The organism is Halopelagius fulvigenes (genome assembly GCF_042662625.1).
GTDB lineage: Archaea > Halobacteriota > Halobacteria > Halobacteriales > Haloferacaceae > Halopelagius > Halopelagius fulvigenes.
On sequence record NZ_JBHSXH010000001.1, the window covers coordinates 14,799 to 32,536 of the forward strand.

Annotated in this window: 14 protein-coding genes and 1 pseudogene; 5 read left to right on the plus strand and 10 right to left on the minus strand. The window is 67.2% G+C overall.

Translation table 11 applies throughout. The features are described from left to right. Positions 1-364: 364 nt before the first annotated feature. The 5 genes from ACFQEV_RS00070 to ACFQEV_RS00090 form a co-directional block, all read right to left on the minus strand. On the minus strand, positions 365-1,678 hold the full coding sequence (locus ACFQEV_RS00070) for an AI-2E family transporter (RefSeq protein ID WP_379691832.1): 1,314 nt from the start codon (positions 1,676-1,678) through the stop codon (positions 365-367). 177 nt (positions 1,679-1,855) lie between these two features. Beyond that, complete coding sequence (locus tag ACFQEV_RS00075; protein ID WP_379691833.1) at positions 1,856-2,563, minus strand: NTP transferase domain-containing protein; 708 nt, start codon at positions 2,561-2,563, stop codon at positions 1,856-1,858. After that, complete coding sequence (locus tag ACFQEV_RS00080; protein ID WP_379691834.1) at positions 2,551-3,498, minus strand: CDP-glycerol glycerophosphotransferase family protein; 948 nt, start codon at positions 3,496-3,498, stop codon at positions 2,551-2,553. Before ACFQEV_RS00080 ends, ACFQEV_RS00075 begins: the two co-directional genes overlap by 13 nt. A gap of 184 nt (positions 3,499-3,682) precedes the next feature. Next, on the minus strand, positions 3,683-4,570 hold the full coding sequence (locus ACFQEV_RS00085; RefSeq protein ID WP_379691835.1) for an endonuclease/exonuclease/phosphatase family protein: 888 nt from the start codon (positions 4,568-4,570) through the stop codon (positions 3,683-3,685). Between the two features lie 93 nt (positions 4,571-4,663). After that, positions 4,664-4,945, minus strand: coding sequence for a hypothetical protein (locus tag ACFQEV_RS00090; protein WP_379691836.1), 282 nt, complete (start codon positions 4,943-4,945; stop codon positions 4,664-4,666). Positions 4,946-5,144: 199 nt separating this feature from the next. Between ACFQEV_RS00090 and ACFQEV_RS00095 the strand changes: the two are divergent. After that, a pseudogene (locus ACFQEV_RS00095) lies at positions 5,145-5,597 on the plus strand (hypothetical protein); the annotation flags it as partial. 54 nt (positions 5,598-5,651) lie between these two features. Here ACFQEV_RS00095 and ACFQEV_RS00100 read toward each other — a convergent pair. The 5 genes from ACFQEV_RS00100 to ACFQEV_RS00120 form a co-directional block, all read right to left on the minus strand. Further along, positions 5,652-7,268, minus strand: coding sequence for an SLC13 family permease (locus tag ACFQEV_RS00100; RefSeq protein ID WP_379691837.1), 1,617 nt, complete (start codon positions 7,266-7,268; stop codon positions 5,652-5,654). A gap of 74 nt (positions 7,269-7,342) precedes the next feature. Continuing rightward, positions 7,343-7,588, minus strand: a complete 246-nt coding sequence (locus ACFQEV_RS00105) for a hypothetical protein (RefSeq protein WP_379691838.1) — start codon at positions 7,586-7,588, stop codon at positions 7,343-7,345. A gap of 269 nt (positions 7,589-7,857) precedes the next feature. Beyond that, the gene (locus tag ACFQEV_RS00110) at positions 7,858-9,072 is read right to left on the minus strand and encodes a hypothetical protein (protein WP_379691839.1); all 1,215 of its coding nucleotides are present in this window, start codon (positions 9,070-9,072) and stop codon (positions 7,858-7,860) included. Between the two features lie 251 nt (positions 9,073-9,323). Continuing rightward, positions 9,324-9,833, minus strand: coding sequence for a DUF7970 domain-containing protein (locus ACFQEV_RS00115; protein WP_379691840.1), 510 nt, complete (start codon positions 9,831-9,833; stop codon positions 9,324-9,326). Beyond that, a complete protein-coding gene (locus ACFQEV_RS00120; RefSeq protein WP_379691841.1) occupies positions 9,826-10,650 on the minus strand; it encodes a ParA family protein in 825 nt (274 codons plus the stop codon). The genes ACFQEV_RS00115 and ACFQEV_RS00120 overlap by 8 nt, the downstream gene beginning before the upstream one ends. 619 nt (positions 10,651-11,269) lie before the next feature. Here ACFQEV_RS00120 and ACFQEV_RS00125 point away from each other — a divergent pair. Genes ACFQEV_RS00125 through ACFQEV_RS00140 form a run of 4 tightly spaced genes read left to right on the plus strand, consistent with a single transcriptional unit; the run spans position 11,270 to position 17,737 of the window. After that, positions 11,270-14,065 carry a transglutaminase TgpA family protein gene (locus tag ACFQEV_RS00125; RefSeq protein WP_379691842.1) on the plus strand — a complete coding sequence of 932 codons (2,796 nt, stop codon included), beginning with the start codon at positions 11,270-11,272 and terminating at the stop codon, positions 14,063-14,065. Further along, entirely contained in the window at positions 14,062-14,688 is a 627-nt protein-coding gene (locus ACFQEV_RS00130) for a DUF7269 family protein (RefSeq protein ID WP_379691843.1), read from the plus strand. The genes ACFQEV_RS00125 and ACFQEV_RS00130 overlap by 4 nt, the downstream gene beginning before the upstream one ends. Next, positions 14,685-16,100, plus strand: coding sequence for a DUF58 domain-containing protein (locus ACFQEV_RS00135; RefSeq protein ID WP_379691844.1), 1,416 nt, complete (start codon positions 14,685-14,687; stop codon positions 16,098-16,100). The genes ACFQEV_RS00130 and ACFQEV_RS00135 overlap by 4 nt, the downstream gene beginning before the upstream one ends. Further along, complete coding sequence (locus ACFQEV_RS00140; RefSeq protein WP_379691845.1) at positions 16,100-17,737, plus strand: DUF7519 family protein; 1,638 nt, start codon at positions 16,100-16,102, stop codon at positions 17,735-17,737. The genes ACFQEV_RS00135 and ACFQEV_RS00140 overlap by 1 nt, the downstream gene beginning before the upstream one ends. Position 17,738: the final 1 nt, after the last annotated feature.

A 17,738-nucleotide genomic window follows, 5' to 3' on the forward strand; every position in this document is an offset into this window, starting at 1 on the left:
CGATTACGGCGTCGGTTCGGGGGCGAGACGAACGTCGTCCGACCGACGGTTCTCCGTCCGCCGCCGTTCCGTGAAAATGGCTTTCTGACCGGTAGAACGCCCGATCTATCGAGAACTCTTCGGTCGAAACGACTCGGAACGACGGGCGAAGACGCCCGAATCGCCGATCTCCGACTCTCTCGTCTCGAATGTGGCGGGAGGAACGACGATATCGGCGGATGCAGGGCCCGAACGTCCGGTTTCGTCTACGGGGACGCAATCGCCCGATTCGATTCGTTCCGGCGGCGACGCTTCGGTAGTCGACGTCATCCTCTCGCTGACGTTCAGGAAGAGGTGACCAAGTAATTTCGCACGTGACGGTCGGTTACTCGCCCGCGGAGTCGCCCGTCTCTCTGCGACCGGTGTCGGTGACGTCGCGCCCGCCCGCCGAGTCCGCGGACGACTCGCGTTCGCCGGCGTCCGACGCGGATTCCTCCGCTTCCGACCGTTCGGCCTCGTCGGTCTCCGCGAGGGAGTCGGCGTCCGTGACCGGACGGTCGGGGTCGATCAACCACGGGAAGACGATGCGCCCGAACTCGAAGACGACGACGAGGACCAACGGTCCGAGGAAGATGCCGTACCACCCGAACAGCAGGGGACCGAGCGTGTAGGCGATCATCACCGCGCCGACGTGGAGCGACCGTCCGGAGACGTAGGGGCGGAGCAACTGGTCGGGGATGTAGTCCACGATGACGACGGAGACGGCGATGAACACCGCGGGGAACCACAGCGTCTCCGGACCGACGACCAGCGACAGTCCGACGAGGTACAACCCGGTGGGAACCCAGATGAGTTTGATGCCGATGACCGGAATGAGGCTCGCCGCGCCGGCGAGGAGTCCGATGAGGGCCGCCTCGGGGATGGCGACGCCCTCCGGGGCGAAGATGTTCAGGATGGAGTACGTCATCGCCCCGAGGAGTCCCGTGAAGAGCGCGTTGAGGATGTTCCCGAAGTAGACGTTCTTCAGGTCGCGGTCCACCGCGCGGAGATACGCGTCCACGACGCCACCCGGTTCGAGGAACGTGTCTCGGGCCCACTCGGCGATTCGGTGCCCGTCGCGGAGGAGGTAGAAGACGATGACGAGGGCGATGAACAGGTGAAGCGCGCCGTTGAGCAGGATAACGGCCGACGTGCTCAACACGTCCACCAGGTTCGTGGTGATGGCCCCGATGTTCAGTTGGTTCAACTGGCTCGGGTCGGCGATGACCTGTTCGATCGTCGTCTCTAGTCCCTCCACCGAGGCTTCGATGTCGAAGTACGGCGTGAGGGCGTCCTCCAGTTGTCCCAACGTCCCTTCGCTTCCGAAGTTCTGGACCGCTCGAACGGCGACGATGAGCGTCCACCCGATCAGAACCATGACCGGCAACGCCACCAACAGAAGCGACGCGACCACCGCGCCCGTCCGCGAGGACGTGCGGTTCAGCATGCGGTGGAACACCGGGCGGGTGACGTAGTAGGCGAACAGGCCGAGGACGACCGTCCCGACGTACTTCCACGAGACGAACAGCAATACCCCGATCAGGAACACCGCGAGTATCCACAGCGTGACGCGCCCGCGACGGAATTCGATACCGTCTAAGGCGGCGCTACCGCGCTCTCGAAGCCCCGTCGACCGGTTCGTGTCGGTTTCGTCTGTCACGTTTGTCTCTCGCCTCGAAAAATCGCGAACGTACCGGAACGACGCGGCCCGCTGACATAATTCTACTTGCAGGAGATCCGGAGTCGGGGCTCTCGGTCGGTTCGACGAGGGAGACGAGAAGTAGCGACGGACCGTCTCGTTTCAGATCGCGGCGCGGCGTCGAGCGTTCGACTCCGGTTACAGCGAACTGTCCTGTTGGGACTGAGAGGGGGCCGTCTCGCGCGGCGAATCCAGCGGAAGTCGCTCCTTTGCCGCCCGTTTGTCCGCCGGGCGGTTGATTTCGAGGTGACTGTCGGCGGGGATGTGGACGCCCCGCGTCTCTATCTCCTCGTACACCGTCGGGTACCACTCGTGGCGGTTGTTTCGCAGGTGTTCGACCGCCGCGTCGAGGTGGGCCTGGTCTATGATGCCGAGTCCGGCGTGGCGGTGGCCGGGAATCTTCCCGTAGGCGACGACTCGCCCGTCGTCGTCCAACTGGACGGCGGTGTGCTCCGTCTGCGTGCCGGGGAGACAGGCGACGACGCTTCCGCCGGTTCGTTCGTGGGCGCGGCGAATCTTCGAGATGACGTCTCGCGTGACGACCACGTCGCCGTTGAGGACGAGTACGTCGTCGTCGATTTCGCGGAGCGCCCGGTGGAGCGATTCGGCGTTCTCGTACTCGTCCCACCCCTCGATGACGACCGTTCGACGCGGCGAGAACTGGCTTTCGACCGCCTCGTGGCGGTACCCGAGGACGACGGTGGCGGCGTCCACGTGGGGTTCTATCGCCTCCTTCTGGTACTCGTAGAGGATGCGGTCGCCGACTTTCATGAACGTCTTCGGCACCTTCTCGGTGTGGTGGCCCATGCGGCCGCCGTCGCCGGCGGAGAGGATTACTGCGTGCATGCCGCCACCTCCGTCGCGACGCGTTCTCCCGCCCGCCCGTCCATCGGAATCCCCAACTCGGCGCGGAACGACTCCTGTCGCCGCAGAACCTCCTCGGGCAGTCCGTTCTCGTACAACTCGTCCACCGTCTCGACGTCGAGGCGGCGCGTCTGGTAGCCGAGTTTCGGAACCTCGGCGTCGGCGGCCAGCGTCGTGAACTGGACGAACGGCCGGTCCGTGTGCAACCACTCGGTGACGATGCCGGAGTAATCGGACAGCAGAACGTCCGAATCGAGGAGGCTCTCCGTCGGCGTCTCGTTGCGGTCGAAGACGACGTTCGGGAGGTCGGCGATTCGCTCCCGGCACCGTTCGGTCACCGACCGGCCCGGTTCCTCCGTTCGGTCCATGGGGTGCGGTCGGAAGCGGAGTCGGTAGTCGGTGTCCTCGAAGACGTCGAGGACGTGTTCGGCCGTGTCGAGGTAGCTTCCGCCGCCGTAGTTGTGGTTCGTGGGCGCGTAGAGGACGTGCCGTTCCTCGGGCGCGTCTGCCTCCACGAGTCGGTCGGCCTCCGGGATGCCGACGACTTCGACGTGCGTGTCGTCGGAGAACCCCTCCCGGTAGCGGTCGGCCCACCACGTTCCCGGGGCCAACGCCGCGTCGATTGCGCCTTCGAGGCGCGAGATTGTCGTTTCGACCTCGTCCCTGCCGAACGACGCCCCGTGTCGGACGTGGACGACGGGGTACTCGTCCTCGTAGCGGAACTCGCCCGCGCGGAAGGTGTTGTTGCGGACGACGACGTCCGGGTCCACGTCGAAGACGTTCTCGTCGACCGCCTCGACGTCGTCGACTTCCACTTCGCGTAGTTCGTCCGAGCATCCCCGCGCTTCCGGCGCGAGAGGGAGGTACGCGGAAGGGACATCGACGTGCCCGTCCACCGCCTCGAACGTTTTCTTCATGAACTCTCTGTCGAATGTGTAGAGGATGGAAACCATACTATCACCTGTGGGGGATGGTCTGGCCGAATGACGGGTTTCAGCGCTTCTACGTCTGAAATTCGGCGCTTACGATATGCGTCTCCCAGCCCCGTTAAGGTTCTACCAGTATTTACAACGTCGTCGAGGCGAACACCGCCGCAGGCGGCTATTCGACCTCTTTCGACGGAACCTGAACGGACTCTTGAATTGAATCCGTTCGGTAAAACGTCGATTGGCTACGTGTTTTGGTCTCCTCCTCGCGGACGTGGTTTGGAAACGAGAGGTTCACCACGATGGGGAGGTGATCCGAGGGGTAGCGCCCGTTGAGGTAACTGTCCGAGCAGACGCCGTGGTGGTTGACGACGATCTCGCTCGTCACGAACACGTGGTCTATCTTCTTGTCCGGAATCAGGTTCTGGAAGTCCGTCATCGTCGTCGTCGGGCCGTGGTGCGGCGCCGTCGAGGCGAACATCGCGTCCCTGAGCTTCCGCCCCTCGCACGCCTGCGTGCGATTCGTCAGATGTCGGTACGGCGGCGACGACTGCCGGCAGTTGAAATCACCCGTCACGACGACGGGTTCGTTCGGAGCCAACTCGTCGATGCGCCGTTGGAGAAGTTTCGCGCCCTTGAGACGAGACGTCTCCCCCTCGTGGTCTAAGTGCGTGTTGAAGTGGTAGAGCTCGATTCCCGTCCGTCGCTCTCGGAGCTTGACGTATCGAACGAGTCGCGGGAAGCGGGCGTCCCACCCGACGCTTCCGACTTCCCCGGGTTCCTCCGACAGCCAGAACGTCGACGATTCTTCGAGATTAAATCGCTCCTTATCGAAGCCGAGGGCGGCGTACTCCCCCGCGTTCTCCGCCTTCGCCCGGCCGGCGCTGAGCCACTCGTAGGATGGGAGTCGCTCGCGCAAGTCCTGGAGTTGGTCGTGGAGCGCTTCTTGGAGTCCGACGATGTCAGGTTGATGAAATCGAATCACGCCCGCCACGTTGTCTCGGCGGATTCGCCACGCGTACCTCCCGTCGTTCGGGTTGTCGTATCGAATGTTGTACGACATTACGGTGATGGGCCGCGGCATTTGGGTATCTAGGATACTGTCCGCGTCCCAGGCTACTTAACGCTAGAGTTCTGTTCCCGTATCCACGATTAATTAACTGTAAAGTTCCGCCGCGATGCTCGATTCGTGTCCATCTACCATCTCGATTACCTCTTCCACGTCGTCCTGCGAGAGGTTGGGGTTGCCGGAGGTCCAACTCTTCAGCATCGAGAGGCGACCGATGAGGTAGCCGTGGACCCAGAACCGCCCGCGGTCGGTGAGTTCGTCCCGCGACGCGACCAGACGCTCGTTCGGTTCGCTCCTCATCCCGCTCGCGATGCTCACCGCCAACGTCTCGACCATCTCCTCGAGGAAGAGGCGTTCGTGTGCGTCCATACCTCTCTTTAGTGGTATTGATACCAATAGTTTTGACGGGGATAACGATCGAAAATAACAGAGGCGGTGAATCTATCCTCCCGACGAACGTCGGTCTCGAAAGCACGAACGCGCCGAAACGCCGACTCGAAGGTCGCCCTCTCGGTGTCCCCGAATCGGCGGACCTATATCCGTCCTCGCGTTTCCTCGACCGAGAGCGATGCGCGAAGACGAGTTGGCGACGCGGGTGGTCGAACACTTCGAGGCGGCCTTCGAACGGTCGACGGTGCGCCTCGAAGAACCGTACGACCACTACGGGAATCGGGGCTCCGTCGACGTGTACGCGCGCGTTCGCACGCCCGCGCGGGTGGACTACCTCGTGGAGCTCAAAGCCGACCCGGCGGTCCGCATCGCCGGCGGCGCGAACGAGATTCTCCGCCAGTACCGGCGCATGGAGCGGTACTTCTACAAGGACGACGAACACTCCATCGGGCCGAAGCTGGCCTGAGACGGGCCGGGAACTCACTTCCTGCTGTTGTTCGCGCCCACGACGTCCTGCGTCGAACACGTGAACGAACACCGGACGCTGTACGGAAGCGTCGAGGAGGACGCGACGGTGGACGGCGTCCCCGCCGTCCGCAAAGTCGCCTTCCTGACGAACCTCGACGCGGCCGAGGGCGTGGAGTTCTGAACCCGGGTTCGACCGCCTCCGGGTGCGGGGGTCCCGTCACCAGAGGAGGTGCGGCCAGACGAACTCGAATAGGCCCCAGATCAGAACCGTCAGAACGCCCGTCATCAGGACGTTGAGGATCGTCCCGGCCCGAAGCATGTGGCTCTGCTTTACGTACCCGCTTCCGAAGACGATGGCGTTCGGCGGCGTCGCCACCGGGAGCGCGAACGCGAAACTGGCGGCGATGGTTCCGGACACCGCGAGGAATATCGCCGTCATGAACTCCGAGAGGCCGAGCGTCGCCGCGAAGATTCCGCCCAAGCCGATGAGAATCGGGACGATGATGCTCGTCGTCGCGGTGTTGGACGTCATCTCGGTCAGGAAGACGACCAACAGCACGACGGCCGCGATGACGAGTACCACCGGCGTCCCCGTCAGTCCGCCGAACACCGTCTTCGCTATCCACTCCGTCGCCCCCGTGTCCGCGAGTGCGTTCGCGAGGGAGATACCGCCGCCGAAGAGGAGGAGCGTCCCCCAGTCGATATCGACGAGTTCGTCCCACTCCATCGTGTCAGCCAACACGAGGGCCGGGATGGCGGCGACGCCGACCATCACGTAGTAGAGGAGGCCCTGATGCCCGTCGATTCCCAGGACGGTCGCCCCGTCGCCGCCGAACAGCGTGTTCATCCACGCGTTCGGCAGGTACGGGTTCAGGAAACTCCCCAGTCCGCCCACCACCCAGAGACAGGCGGTGGCCGCGAAGATGGCCGCGACCCGCCTGCCTCGCTTTCCGAGTCCGTCCTCCTCTTCGAGGTACTCGTAGGCCTGCTCCTGCGCCTCGTCAACGTCGGCTATCTGGGGCGGATAGAGGACGTACGTGAGGATGTACCAAACGAGGGGGAGGGTGACGGCGACGACCGGCAGGCCGATGAGCAGCCAATCGACGAAGCCGATTTCGTAGCCCAAGGTGGCGTTGAGTTGCCCGACGAGGACGGCGTTCGGCGGCGTGCCGATTATCGTCCCGACGCCGCCGATGCTCGCGGCGTACGCCGTGCCCAGGAGCATCGCGATCTGCATGTTCGTGAATCTGTCTTCCTGCGCCAGTCCGCCGTCCGCGACCGTTTCGGCGTTCGCCTCGTCGGCCGCGGCGTCGCCCACCGCGACGACGTCTTCGCTGCTGAGTACCTGCGAGAGGACGCCCACGGCGATGGGGGTCATCATGGCCGTCGTCGCCGTGTTCGACACCCACATCGACAGTCCGGCGGTAGATAGCATGACCGCCCCGATGAGGCGGCGCGGCGAACTCCCCATCTTCGCCATCGTGTACAACGCGATGCGGCGGTCGATGTCGTACTTCTGGATCGCGTTCGCCAGCATGAACCCCGCCATGAAGAGGAAGATGAGGTGGTCGGCGAACCCCGCGAGCGCGGTGTCCATATCGTCGTACACCCCCGTCCCCGTCAAGAGAACAGGTATCGTGAGCGCGGTGACCGCGAGCGGAAGCGTCCCGGTCACCCAGAGGGACCCGGCGAAGAACATCGTCGCGAGCGCGTACTGTCCGGCCGTCGAGAGTCCCTCGGGCGAGGGTGCCAGCGCGATGGCCGCCGCCCCGACGGCCGCGACGCCGAACTTAGCCAATCGTACCTGAACTCGGGTCGTGCGGCCTCGTATCATTGATACACCCGTAGTTCTACATCATCGTTTTTAATTCTTGGTGTTTGTTCACATATTGATTTACAACGACCGGACTAAAAATTCTCGACGAGGGCTCGAACCTGCTCCTCGGAGAGTTCCGCGGCGTAGAGGTCCAACAGGACCTGCCGGCGGGACTGAGAGAGCGCGCGGGTCCCGTTTTCGAGCATCGAGAGGTGCGCCTGCACGAGGTCGTCTACCTCCCGTTCGACCCCTCGCTGATCGTACTCGGCGGCGACGCGGAGCAGTCGCCACGCCAACGGCGAGATATCGTCCATAGAGAGGGTATCTACGTAGTTCATAGTGACCTTCGGTACCGGCTCCCTCGGTTAGGTCCCCGGCGAGACGTTCGACGATGTACGTACGAAACCGGAACCCGGAGGGAAAAGAGACGCCCTCTCTGAGGGACTGTCGCTCCGAAGCACCCCCGTACCGTCGGTCATATTCATTCGTGTTGTAATCGGGAGTGAGAGAACGTGATAAAACGTTTGTTTTGCCCGCTCTCCGTGTTTCTCGTGCGACTTCCGACGGGCTACCCGGCCCGGCACTCCCCGAGGCCGTCGGTCCGCGGTCAATCCGCGTCCGACAGCACTCGATTCGACAGTTCGTCTGCGAGTTGCGGTCCGGACACCTCCGGCGGAACCGAGACGAGGTACGTATCGGCCGCTGTCAACGCCCCTCGGTACGTCTGGTCTGACCGTTCTGCGACCTCTCGTAAATCCGGCCAGTGCGTCGGGGTTGCGGCGTGGACCGCCCGCATCTTGTCGGTGAAGGGTTGCAGTTCCGCCATCACCGTGGACGCCCCGCGCTCTGCGACGTCTTCGGGCGTCGTACGCTCGACGTGAATCGTCTCGCGGTCCTCGACGATCAGATTCACGACCGTCGCCACCGGACTCTGCGAGAGTTCGTCCGCGTCCGCAGAGTGACCGGTGAGCGACGACGGGAGCACGTTCCGGCGGACGGCCGTCGATCCGCCGAGTCGCTCTCGAATCCGCCACTGGCCTCGGTCGAGGAGTCCTCGCCCGTTCATCACCTCCTCGTAGGTCGCCTCCCCGTCGGCTATCGACTCGGGAGACGCTCGCATCCGTCCTCGGTACGGCGACGCGGTCCCGTCCTCGGAGACGATAACGAGGTCGTCGCCCAACAGGTCGTACCCGTACTCGCGTACGAGTTCCCCGCTCACGTCCGACTTCCCGACGCCGCCCCACCCGGCGAAGAGAGTCGCTTCGCCGTCTCGAACGACACCGCTGGCGTGGAACAGTCCGCTCCCGCGGGAGAGTAATCGCTGATGGAGGAGCGCTTCGACGAGGTCCTCTATTAGTTTGACTGCGACGACCTCGGGCCGACTCGCGTAGTTCTTGTCGTAACTCCGGACGAGTTGTCGCAGTAGCCGGTGATCCGACCCGACCGCCCGTTCGTCGTAGAACACGGTAACCTCGACGGGCCCGCGGAGTGGATTCCCCCGTATCCGCGCTTGGTGACCCGCCCGTCCGATTCGGTCCAGAATCTCACCGAACGGGCCGAACGCGACGGACCCGCCTCTCCCGTCGACGAAGAGTTCGTCGCCGTCGACCCACAACCCCCCGTGTATCTCCACGCATCCGTCGGGCGGTCGGACGAACCCCCGACGAAATTCGATGGTAACGTCTGCCTCGGCGACGCTCGTCCGGTGGACGCGGTCGAACTGGTCGACCAGCGCTCGGCCGACTACGTCGTCGCCGACTTCTACGGTCGTCTCCCCGATTTCGAGTCCGATCATGGCGATGGTCCGGTTGGTCTGATTCACAGTACGAGCGCATATAGTGACCGCGAGGAGCGTCAGACTGTGAATTCTCTCTCAGAACTGCGGAAATTCACCGAGGACGTGATGCGACGACTCGTTCGGAATCTATACACTCCACTCCGCGATACGAGGCCAGTCACGACCCGAAGTCGCGAGATGCGTTCCCTCCGCGTCACGAACACGACTCGATAGCACGACTCGATCATATGACGCGCCTGACCGCTGGGCAGACGAGAAATATCGCGCTGTGTGGTTTACTTCGTCTCCTCGCGCGCGTCGAGAATCGCGTCGGCGACTTCCTCGGGGTACTTGGCGGCGACGCGGACGAGGGCGTCGTGGAACTCCCGCCCCGTCAAGTTCCGCACCTCGTGTTCGCGTCGGAGGTGCGACTCGACTTCGAACTCCGCGTCGTCCAACACCGCCACCGTCTCCGGGCGGACGTACATGCTCTTGGCGGTGGTGTCCTCGAACTCGAACGCCGGTCCGCCGGCCGTCTCCTCGGGTGAGTCGTTCGCCGTCTCGTCGTCCTCGTCGCCTTCGGCCGGTTCCGAGGACGCCTCTGGGCTCTCCGCGTCGTCGGCTTCCGCTTCCGATTCGCCTAGCTCGGGTTCGGGCTCCGGCGTCGGTTCGGCGGACTCGGAGTCGGTTCGCGCCGACGCGGACGACTCGGGCGATCCGGGGTCGTCCGCCTCCTCGGCGTCGGCGTCCCCGTCGGACTCCCCTATCGCCTCGCCCAGTTTGGCGAATCGGTTCTCGTCAGGCATCGGCGGCCCCCCCGTTCTCTACGACCGCGGCGAGTTGGTCAAGGCGGTCTAACATGTCGTTCTCGGGGTCGTACTCCCGGAGGGTCTGTCCGTCGCGCCACGCGCGACTGAAGGCGATGCGGTGTCGGAGGCCCGGTCCGGGCGTCCCCGTCTCGTCGAACTTCGCCGACCCCGCGAACTCGGGGAGGTACTCCTCGAACGGCGAGTCCTCCAAGTCGGCGATGATCCGGCGCTCCTCGTTGTTCCCGCTGAGGTCGTTCGGGACGATGGCGAGGATTTCGAGGCCGACTTCGCTCCGAATCGGTTTGATCTGCTGTTCGACCATCCGTTCGAACCCGCTGACGCTCGGTTCGCTCATGAGGAGGGGGACGATGACGTTCCCCGCGCCGATGAGCGAGGCGTCCGAGAGGGGGCCCAGACTCGGCGGCGAGTCGATGACGATGTAGTCGTAGTCGTCGCCGAGAAGCGGTTCGATGATGCGGCGTCGGACCCACAGGACGCCGAACGTGGAGTTCCGAATCCGGTCTTCGATGTCGTCTAAGTCCACGTGGGCCGGAACGACGTCGAACGCCTCTCGGTCGCGAATCACTTTGCGGACGTCGAGGGGTTCGTCGTCGGTCAACACGTCGCCGATGTTCGGCGTCGCGTCCTCGTAGCACTCCTTCAGTCCGACGCCCTCCGTCGCGTTGCCCTGTTGGTCGAGATCCACGAGGAGGACGTCGTTCCCCCGTGCGGCGAGCGCGTCGGCGAGATTAATCGCCACCGTCGTCTTTCCGACGCCGCCCTTTTGGAGTGAGACGCTCACTGCCCTCGCCATCCTACTTTCCTCCCGTTCCAGCGCGTTCGGACCTTGCACACATCGTAGACATTGTGAAATTTGTGAACGGCGTTACCGTCCGCGAATCGTTCTCCCCTTCCGCGTCTTCCCATATAATTCCTCCCCGGATATTCGAACTCGGCGACAGTTTTGGGAAATTCCACAATTTCTACAATTTGTAAGAATTCTAAACAGCACACAGAATGTGGGATGTTCGGCATCTCCCTCTCTAATTTCGCTGCTCTATCTCGACACGACCGGATTTTGTGAAGGCTTCACCTCAGGACCGATTCGCGCAATTCTAAGACTTCCCGGACAGCGTGGAATTCCCACAATTTCTAGAATTTTATAACTTTCTAAACCATCCGGAACTAACTCGGCCCCCACGAACTGCACAAATTTTAAAATTTATAGAATGTCTGAAATGCCCCAACTTCCACAACGTCCTGCAATGTTCACGGATTGCAGACTCGGCACGCAGCCGACGTTGTGCGAGATGTTCGCGCCGTCTCGGATTTTCGTCCCGAACGCAGACGAGAGTATTTATATCGGGAGACGAGACTCGTCGGTACGACGAGTTCGAATACCTGAACGCCGCCCGTCTACCCACCCTCCAACGATGCCAGACGACTCTCGAACGCTGCTCTCCGGTTCGGACAGCCCGAGCCTCGGTCGAATTTTCCTCGCGTGCTGTTGCGTCGTGGCCGTCGTCCTCTCGGCCGCCCTCCTCGGCCCCGCCTCAGCGTCGCTCGGTTCCTCTCCCGTACACTCGCATCTCGTGTTCGGCGAGGGGACCGACGACGGCGCGGGCGGCGGACTCGGCGCACTCGACCCCGCGTCCTCGACGAACGTCGGGGGTGCAGTCGTCGACGGGGAGAGCCCGTACCGCTCCCTCGACACGGAAGTCCACTTCACCGTCCGAAGCAAGACTCCGAGTTACTGGCGAACCGGCGCGTACGCGACGTACATCGGCGACGGGTGGACGCAAGCGGGGGACGGCCGGCCGTACGACGGCGACGTCTCCCCCGACGCCCGCGGGGAACGCGTCTCCTACTCTGTGACGCTGAATCGCTCCGCGACGGCGCTTCCGACCGTCTGGCGGCCGAACACCGTCTCCGTCTCGGGGGCGTCTCCCTCGTTGCGCGTCACCGACGGGCGCGCAGTCGTCGCGGAGACGGCTCTCCCGGAGGGTACCTCCTACGTCGGCGAGAGCACCGTGCAGACGCGTAACCCCGAAGTCCTCCGAACCGCGGGCACCGACTACCCCGACGCCGTCGAATCCCGATACACGAGTCTCCCGGACGACGCGTCGCCGCGAGTCGCCCGACTGGCGGCGGACATCACGGCGAACGCCTCCACGCCGTACGAGAAGGCAGTCGCGATAGAGCGATGGCTCGAATCGAACAAGGAGTACTCGCTGTCCGCCTCGCACGACGACGACGGCGGAACCGTCGTCGAGGAGTTCGTCTTCGACATGGACGAGGGCTACTGCGAGTACTTCGCCAGTTCCATGGCCGTGATGCTCCGGTCGCAGGACGTTCCGGCCCGCTACGTCGTCGGATACTCGACGGGCGAACGGACCGGACCGGACACCTACACCGTCCGCAACATGAACGCCCACGCGTGGGTCGAGGTGTACTTCCCCGAGACGGGGTGGGTGCGATTCGACCCGACGCCGGGGCAGGACCGAATCGACTCCGAGCGACGGGCCTACGAGGAACGCGAGGACGGTACGTACGACGCGGCGGGCGAGAACGAAACCGCCGCCCCCGAACCGACTGCGGAGACGCCGAACGGTTCGGAATCGACCGACGACGCGGCGTCGCCCGACGGGTCGCAGTCTCCGGGAACGGCGGACGGGGAGGTGTCCCCGGACGGCGGAACGACGGGGGAGATGACCGCCCCGCGGTCCGTGACGTTCGAGACGAATCGGACGCCCGCGCCCGGCGCGACGGTCGAAGTGACGGTCACGCGCGGCGACGACCCCGTCTCCGGCCGCGTCGTGACGTTCAACGGCCGCCCCGTCGGGACGACGGACGCCGAGGGGAGAGTCGTCGGCGAGGTGCCGTACGCGGAGACGCTGACCGTCGAACTCGCCGACTCCGACGGCGACGGGCGAACGTCGCTCCGGACGAGTGCGGGCGGCCTTCCGCCGACCAGCGGGACGAGAGGCGACGCCGCGTACGCCGTCCGCGCGCCGATCATCGCGCAGGTGGCCGCCGAGGACTCGACCTCCTACGAGTTGGAGACGAACGCGACGCTCTCCGTCGTCGGCGACGCTGTGACCGGGGGCGAAGTGCTCCTCGTCGCGACCGTAGACGGGATTCCCGTCCGCGACGCGGCGGTCACCGTCGGCGGCGACGCCGCCGGCAGGACGAACGACCGCGGGCGCGTCGCGGTGACGCTCCCGTCCGACCCCGGCGAGGTGACGGTGAACGTCTCCCGCGGCCCGGTCCGCGGGAGCGAGACGCTCTCGCTCCCCGAACTGAACGTGAGCGTCGAACGGTCGCTCCCCCTCTCGCTCCCGTTCACGACGGCGACGGTGCGGACGACGCTCGGCGACGAGAACGCGACGGGCGTCCCCGTCACGATGAACGGACGGGCGGTCGGCACGACCGGCCCGGACGGCACGGCGACCGTCTCGCTCCCGTTCTCGCGGACGGCGACGGTCGCGGTCGAACGCTACGGCCAGTCGCGCAGCACGACCGTCTCCGGGATGCTCGCGAACGGTCTCACACTCCTCGGCGTCGGTCTCGTCGGCCTCGTCGCCGTCGGCGGCGGCGCGTACCGGCGCGGACTCACGCCGCGGACGCTCGCTCTCGCACTCGCGCGCGGCGTCCCCCGCCTGTTCGACCGCTTCCTCGCGACCCTCCTCTCGGGGGCGAGCGTCGTAGACGCGGTTCTCGCCCGCCTCCGCGGCCTCCGCCGCCGAGTCGTCGCCGTCGCCCGGGGCCTCGTCGCCCGAACGCACTCGCCGACCGAGGTTCGGGCGATGCTCCTCGCGTGGGCGGCCGCGCGGTTCGCAGACGTCAGAGAACGCGGACGGGAGGTTCGGCGTCGGACCGTCGGAACTGCGGGCGACGCCGACGCCGACGCTCGCGGCAACCCGGACGCCCGGACGGTCCGGGAGTGCTGGGACGAGTTCCGCGGACGCGTGAGCGTCCCCCGACAGGCGTCCCGAACGCCGGGCGAAGTCGCGACCCACGCCGTCGAGGTGGACCGCCTCCCGGCCGGTCCGGTTCGGACGCTCCGCGACGGGTTCCGCGAGGTCGAGTACGGCGGACGCTCCCCCGCCGACCGGTCCGCGGAGATGGAGGCCGCCGCGAGGGAGATACGCGAGACGCTCGCCGACCGCGAGGAGGCGGAAGCGGCGGGGACCGTCGGGGAACGACCGAACGGGGGTCACGAGGCGTGAACCGACTTCGCGGGTTCGCCGGCCTCCTCGGCGTCGCCGCGGTGGCCGTCGCGGGCGCGTTCGTCGCCGGCGTCGTCCCCGACGGAGCGTTCGCACCCGTCGAGAGCGCCGTCTCGTCGGTCGATACCGGGACGTACCTGCTCGTCCTCGCAACCGTCGCGGTGCTCTCGGGGGCGTGGTTCTCTCGGCGTCGCCCCGCCCCTCTCCCCCGAACGGACGCCGAGGCGCGGTTCGAATCGCTCCGCGACGCGCCGCCGGAGGCCGCGACCGGTTCGACCGCCCCCCGTCCGGGCGGTCGGTTCGACGGACTCCTCGCGGCGGCGACGGACGGACGCTCCGAGGGGTCGATGCGGGCCGTCCGCGACCGACTCCGGACGCTCGCGGCAGAGACGTACGCCGACGTTCGGAACGCTACCGTCGCCGAGGCGACGCGGGCCGTCGAGTCCGGCGAGTGGACCGACGACGAACTCGCGGCGGCGACGGCGGCCGAGGGAGACGGCGCGTCGTACCCGTTCGTCTCCCGCCTCCGACTGTGGCTCGACCCGGCGCGGGAACGCCGCCGCCGGGTGGAACGGACGCTCGACGCCGTTCGGGAACTCCGCGAGACGGGAGGGGGCGAATGAACGTCCGTCGGGACCCGCGGTGGAACGCCGGCCTCGTCGGGACGCTCTCTCTGGTCGGCCTCGGCCTCGCGTACGCGTCGGCGGAACTCGTCGCCGCGGCCGCCGTTCCCCTCGCGTACGTCTTCTACGGGTTGCTCTCGTCGCTCCCCGCCGACGCGACGCTCGAACTCGAACGCGAACTCGACCCGGACGCGCCCGCGCCGGGCGAGACGACGACGGTCACGCTCGCCGTCCGGAACGCGGGCGATTCGACGCTCGCCGACCTCCGGGTCGTCGACGGCGTGCCCGACGCGTTGGCGGTCACGGAGGGGTCGCCGCGCGCCGCCCTCTCCCTCGCGCCGGGCGACGAACGGACCGTCGAGTACGCCGTCGTTGGCACGCGCGGCGACCACGCGTTCGACGACGCCCTCGTGCGCCTGCGCTCGCTCTCGGGGGTTCGCGTCGCCACGGCGTCCGTCCCCGTCGGCGGCGAGGCGACGCTCTCCTGCACGAACGCGCTCGATTCGCGGCCCGCGCCGGACGCCGCCCCGGTCCGCGCCGGGCCCCTCGCCGCCGACTCGGGCGGGCCCGGCATCGAGTTCCACTCGACGCGGGAGTACCGACGCGGCGACCCCCTCTCCCGCGTCGATTGGCGGCACCTCGCGAAGACGGGCGAACTCACCACCGTCGAGTTCCGCGAGCAACGGGCGACGCGGGTCGCTCTCGTCGCCGACGTCCGGCCCGAATCGAGGGTCGTCGCGCGCCCGGGGCACCCGACGGCGGCGGAGTTGTGCGCGCACGCCGCCGGACGGACGCACCGCGCCCTCCTCGCCGCGAACGATGACGCCGACGTGACGGTCATCGGTCTGAACGCCGCGTATATCCCCGAGAGCGCCGCCGTCGGCCCCGAGGGACTCCCGTGGCCCGACGGCCCGCACGCGGCGGAGGCGGTTCTGGAAGTCGCGTCCGTCGTCGCGGGCGCGGAACCGGAACGGACCGGCGCGGACGGCGACGACGCCCAAACGGGCCGAGACGGGGACGCCCGCGCCGGCGACGCGTCGGAGTGGGCGCGGGACGCGGCCCCGGACGGTGGTTCGGCGGGTTCGGGGTCCGACGCGGCGGACGCGGCGGCCGTCGAGAACATCGCGGCGTCGATGGACGCCCGATTCCCCGGCGACGCCAGCGTCGTGCTGTTCTCGCCGCTGTTGGACGGCGTTCCGGTGGCGCTCTGTCGCGCGCTCGGCCGCCGCGGACGCCGCGTCACCCTGCTCTCGCCGGACGTGACCGGTGCGGAGACGCCCGGAGTCGCGGTGGCCAGTCTCGAACGCCGACTCCGGCGCTCCGCCCTCCGCGACGCCGGCGCGAGCGTCGTCGATTGGGACCCGACCGAACCGCTCTCGGAATCGCTCGGCCGCGCACTGGAGCGGCGATGATGGAGGAACGAACGAGAGACGCAGACGCGACCGAACTCGCACCGACCGACGCCGCACCGCCCCGTTCGAACTGGCGACCGACGCGAACGAGCGTCGCGTTCGTCGCACTCGCGACGGCGCTGGTCGGTGCGGCGCTCACCGCGTCGACGGGCCTCTGGAAGGCTGTCCTGCCGGCCGTCGTCGGCGCGGGCGTCCTCGCGGCGGCGGTCGTTCTCGCGGAGGCCGACGCTTACCGACCGCTAACCCGCGCCGTCGCCGCGGCCCTCTTCCTCCCGGCGGGCGCGGGCCTCGTCGCGGGCGTCGGCTACGCGCTCTCGAAGCAGGTCAGCGGAACGCTCCCCGTGGGGTCCGTCTTCGTCGTCGCCGCACTCGCCGTCGCAGCGTTCGGCGCGGCGGCGGCCGTCCGCGCCACCGTCTCCGCCGACGCCCTCGGCGCGGCCGCGTCGGTCGGAATCGTCGTCACCGCGTTCACGGCGGCGGTGTTCGTTCCGCTTGCCGTCGCTCCCGTCGTCGGGGAGTTCGCGCAGATGTTGTACCTCCCGGTTCTCGTCCCCGACCCGGTTCCCGCCGCCGAGTTCCCCGGCGCACTCCTCGCGGGCGCGGTCCGGTTCCTCCTCGACCCGACCCACGAGGGGCCGCACCTGTTCTCGTTCGGTCTGGTCTGCTACGTCGCCGCCCTCGGCCTCTGGTCGGCGCTCCGGACGTACCCCGTCTCCGACCTCCTCTCGCCGGGCGACCCCGACTCCGCGCGGCGCGTCGTGGACCCGATTCGGGCGTTTGCGGGCGTCTGTTCGCGGTGGGGTCCCGCCGTTCTGTTCGCACTCGCGATTCTCACGCTCGACCCCGACGGGTTCGACTTCCTCCCCGCCGCGGTTCGCAGAACGGTGGCAGACCTCGCGTCCGTCTCTGCCCTCCGCGCTCTCCTCTTCGTCGGGGGCGGCGTCTGTCTCATCCTCGCGGCGGGGTCGTGGTCCGTCCGCCGACTGCACGCCGCGACGGCGCGCGACGCGGCGGAGACGGGCGCGCCGTTCGCCACGTCCCTCGCCGTCGTGGCCGGCGTCTTCGCCTTCCGCGGCCCCCTCCTCTCGACGCTCGTTTCGGCCGTCGTCGACGTTCTCCCCGGCGAACTCGCGGCGACGTTCCGGACGCAGACGGTCGCCGTCGCCGAGTTCTACGGGGCGGAGGTGGTCCTCCTCGGCGTCGCCGTCGCACTCCTCCTCGCGGCGTCCGTCGCCGTCACGGCGGTGTACGTCGCCGTCGCCGCGGGTGCGGTGACCGACCGGGCGACCGGCGCGGCGTTCGCGGGCGGCGGCGTCTTCGTCGCCGCGGCCGTCGCGAGCACGCTCGGTGCCGGCACTGCGCTCGTTCTCGCCGGTCTCGTCGCCGGTCTGGTCGTCCGCGACGCCGGCGCGCACGGTTCGACGCTCGGGACCGAAGTCGGTCGAACAGCGCCGACGAGACGCCCCGAACTCGTCCACCTCGGCGCGTCGCTCTCGATCGGCGTCGTCGGTGCGGCGGCCGCGGTGGGCCTCCTCGGCGTCGTCGGGAGCGTCCCGTCCGTCCCGACCGGCGTCGTCTCCGTCGCACTCGGCGCGGCGTTCCTCGGCGTCCTCCTGTTCGCCGCGGCGCTCAGGTGAG

Coding starts and splice junctions, on each gene's coding strand:
- ACFQEV_RS00085 (WP_379691835.1), bottom strand. CDS start 4,570: ATGTCGTACAACATTCGATACGACAACCCGAACGACGGGAGGTACGCG.
- ACFQEV_RS00140 (WP_379691845.1), top strand. CDS start 16,100: ATGGAGGAACGAACGAGAGACGCAGACGCGACCGAACTCGCACCGACC.
- ACFQEV_RS00105 (WP_379691838.1), bottom strand. CDS start 7,588: ATGAACTACGTAGATACCCTCTCTATGGACGATATCTCGCCGTTGGCG.
- ACFQEV_RS00100 (WP_379691837.1), bottom strand. CDS start 7,268: ATGATACGAGGCCGCACGACCCGAGTTCAGGTACGATTGGCTAAGTTC.
- ACFQEV_RS00135 (WP_379691844.1), top strand. CDS start 14,685: ATGAACGTCCGTCGGGACCCGCGGTGGAACGCCGGCCTCGTCGGGACG.
- ACFQEV_RS00115 (WP_379691840.1), bottom strand. CDS start 9,833: ATGCCTGACGAGAACCGATTCGCCAAACTGGGCGAGGCGATAGGGGAG.
- ACFQEV_RS00125 (WP_379691842.1), top strand. CDS start 11,270: ATGCCAGACGACTCTCGAACGCTGCTCTCCGGTTCGGACAGCCCGAGC.
- ACFQEV_RS00120 (WP_379691841.1), bottom strand. CDS start 10,650: ATGGCGAGGGCAGTGAGCGTCTCACTCCAAAAGGGCGGCGTCGGAAAG.
- ACFQEV_RS00090 (WP_379691836.1), bottom strand. CDS start 4,945: ATGGACGCACACGAACGCCTCTTCCTCGAGGAGATGGTCGAGACGTTG.
- ACFQEV_RS00075 (WP_379691833.1), bottom strand. CDS start 2,563: ATGCACGCAGTAATCCTCTCCGCCGGCGACGGCGGCCGCATGGGCCAC.
- ACFQEV_RS00080 (WP_379691834.1), bottom strand. CDS start 3,498: ATGAAGAAAACGTTCGAGGCGGTGGACGGGCACGTCGATGTCCCTTCC.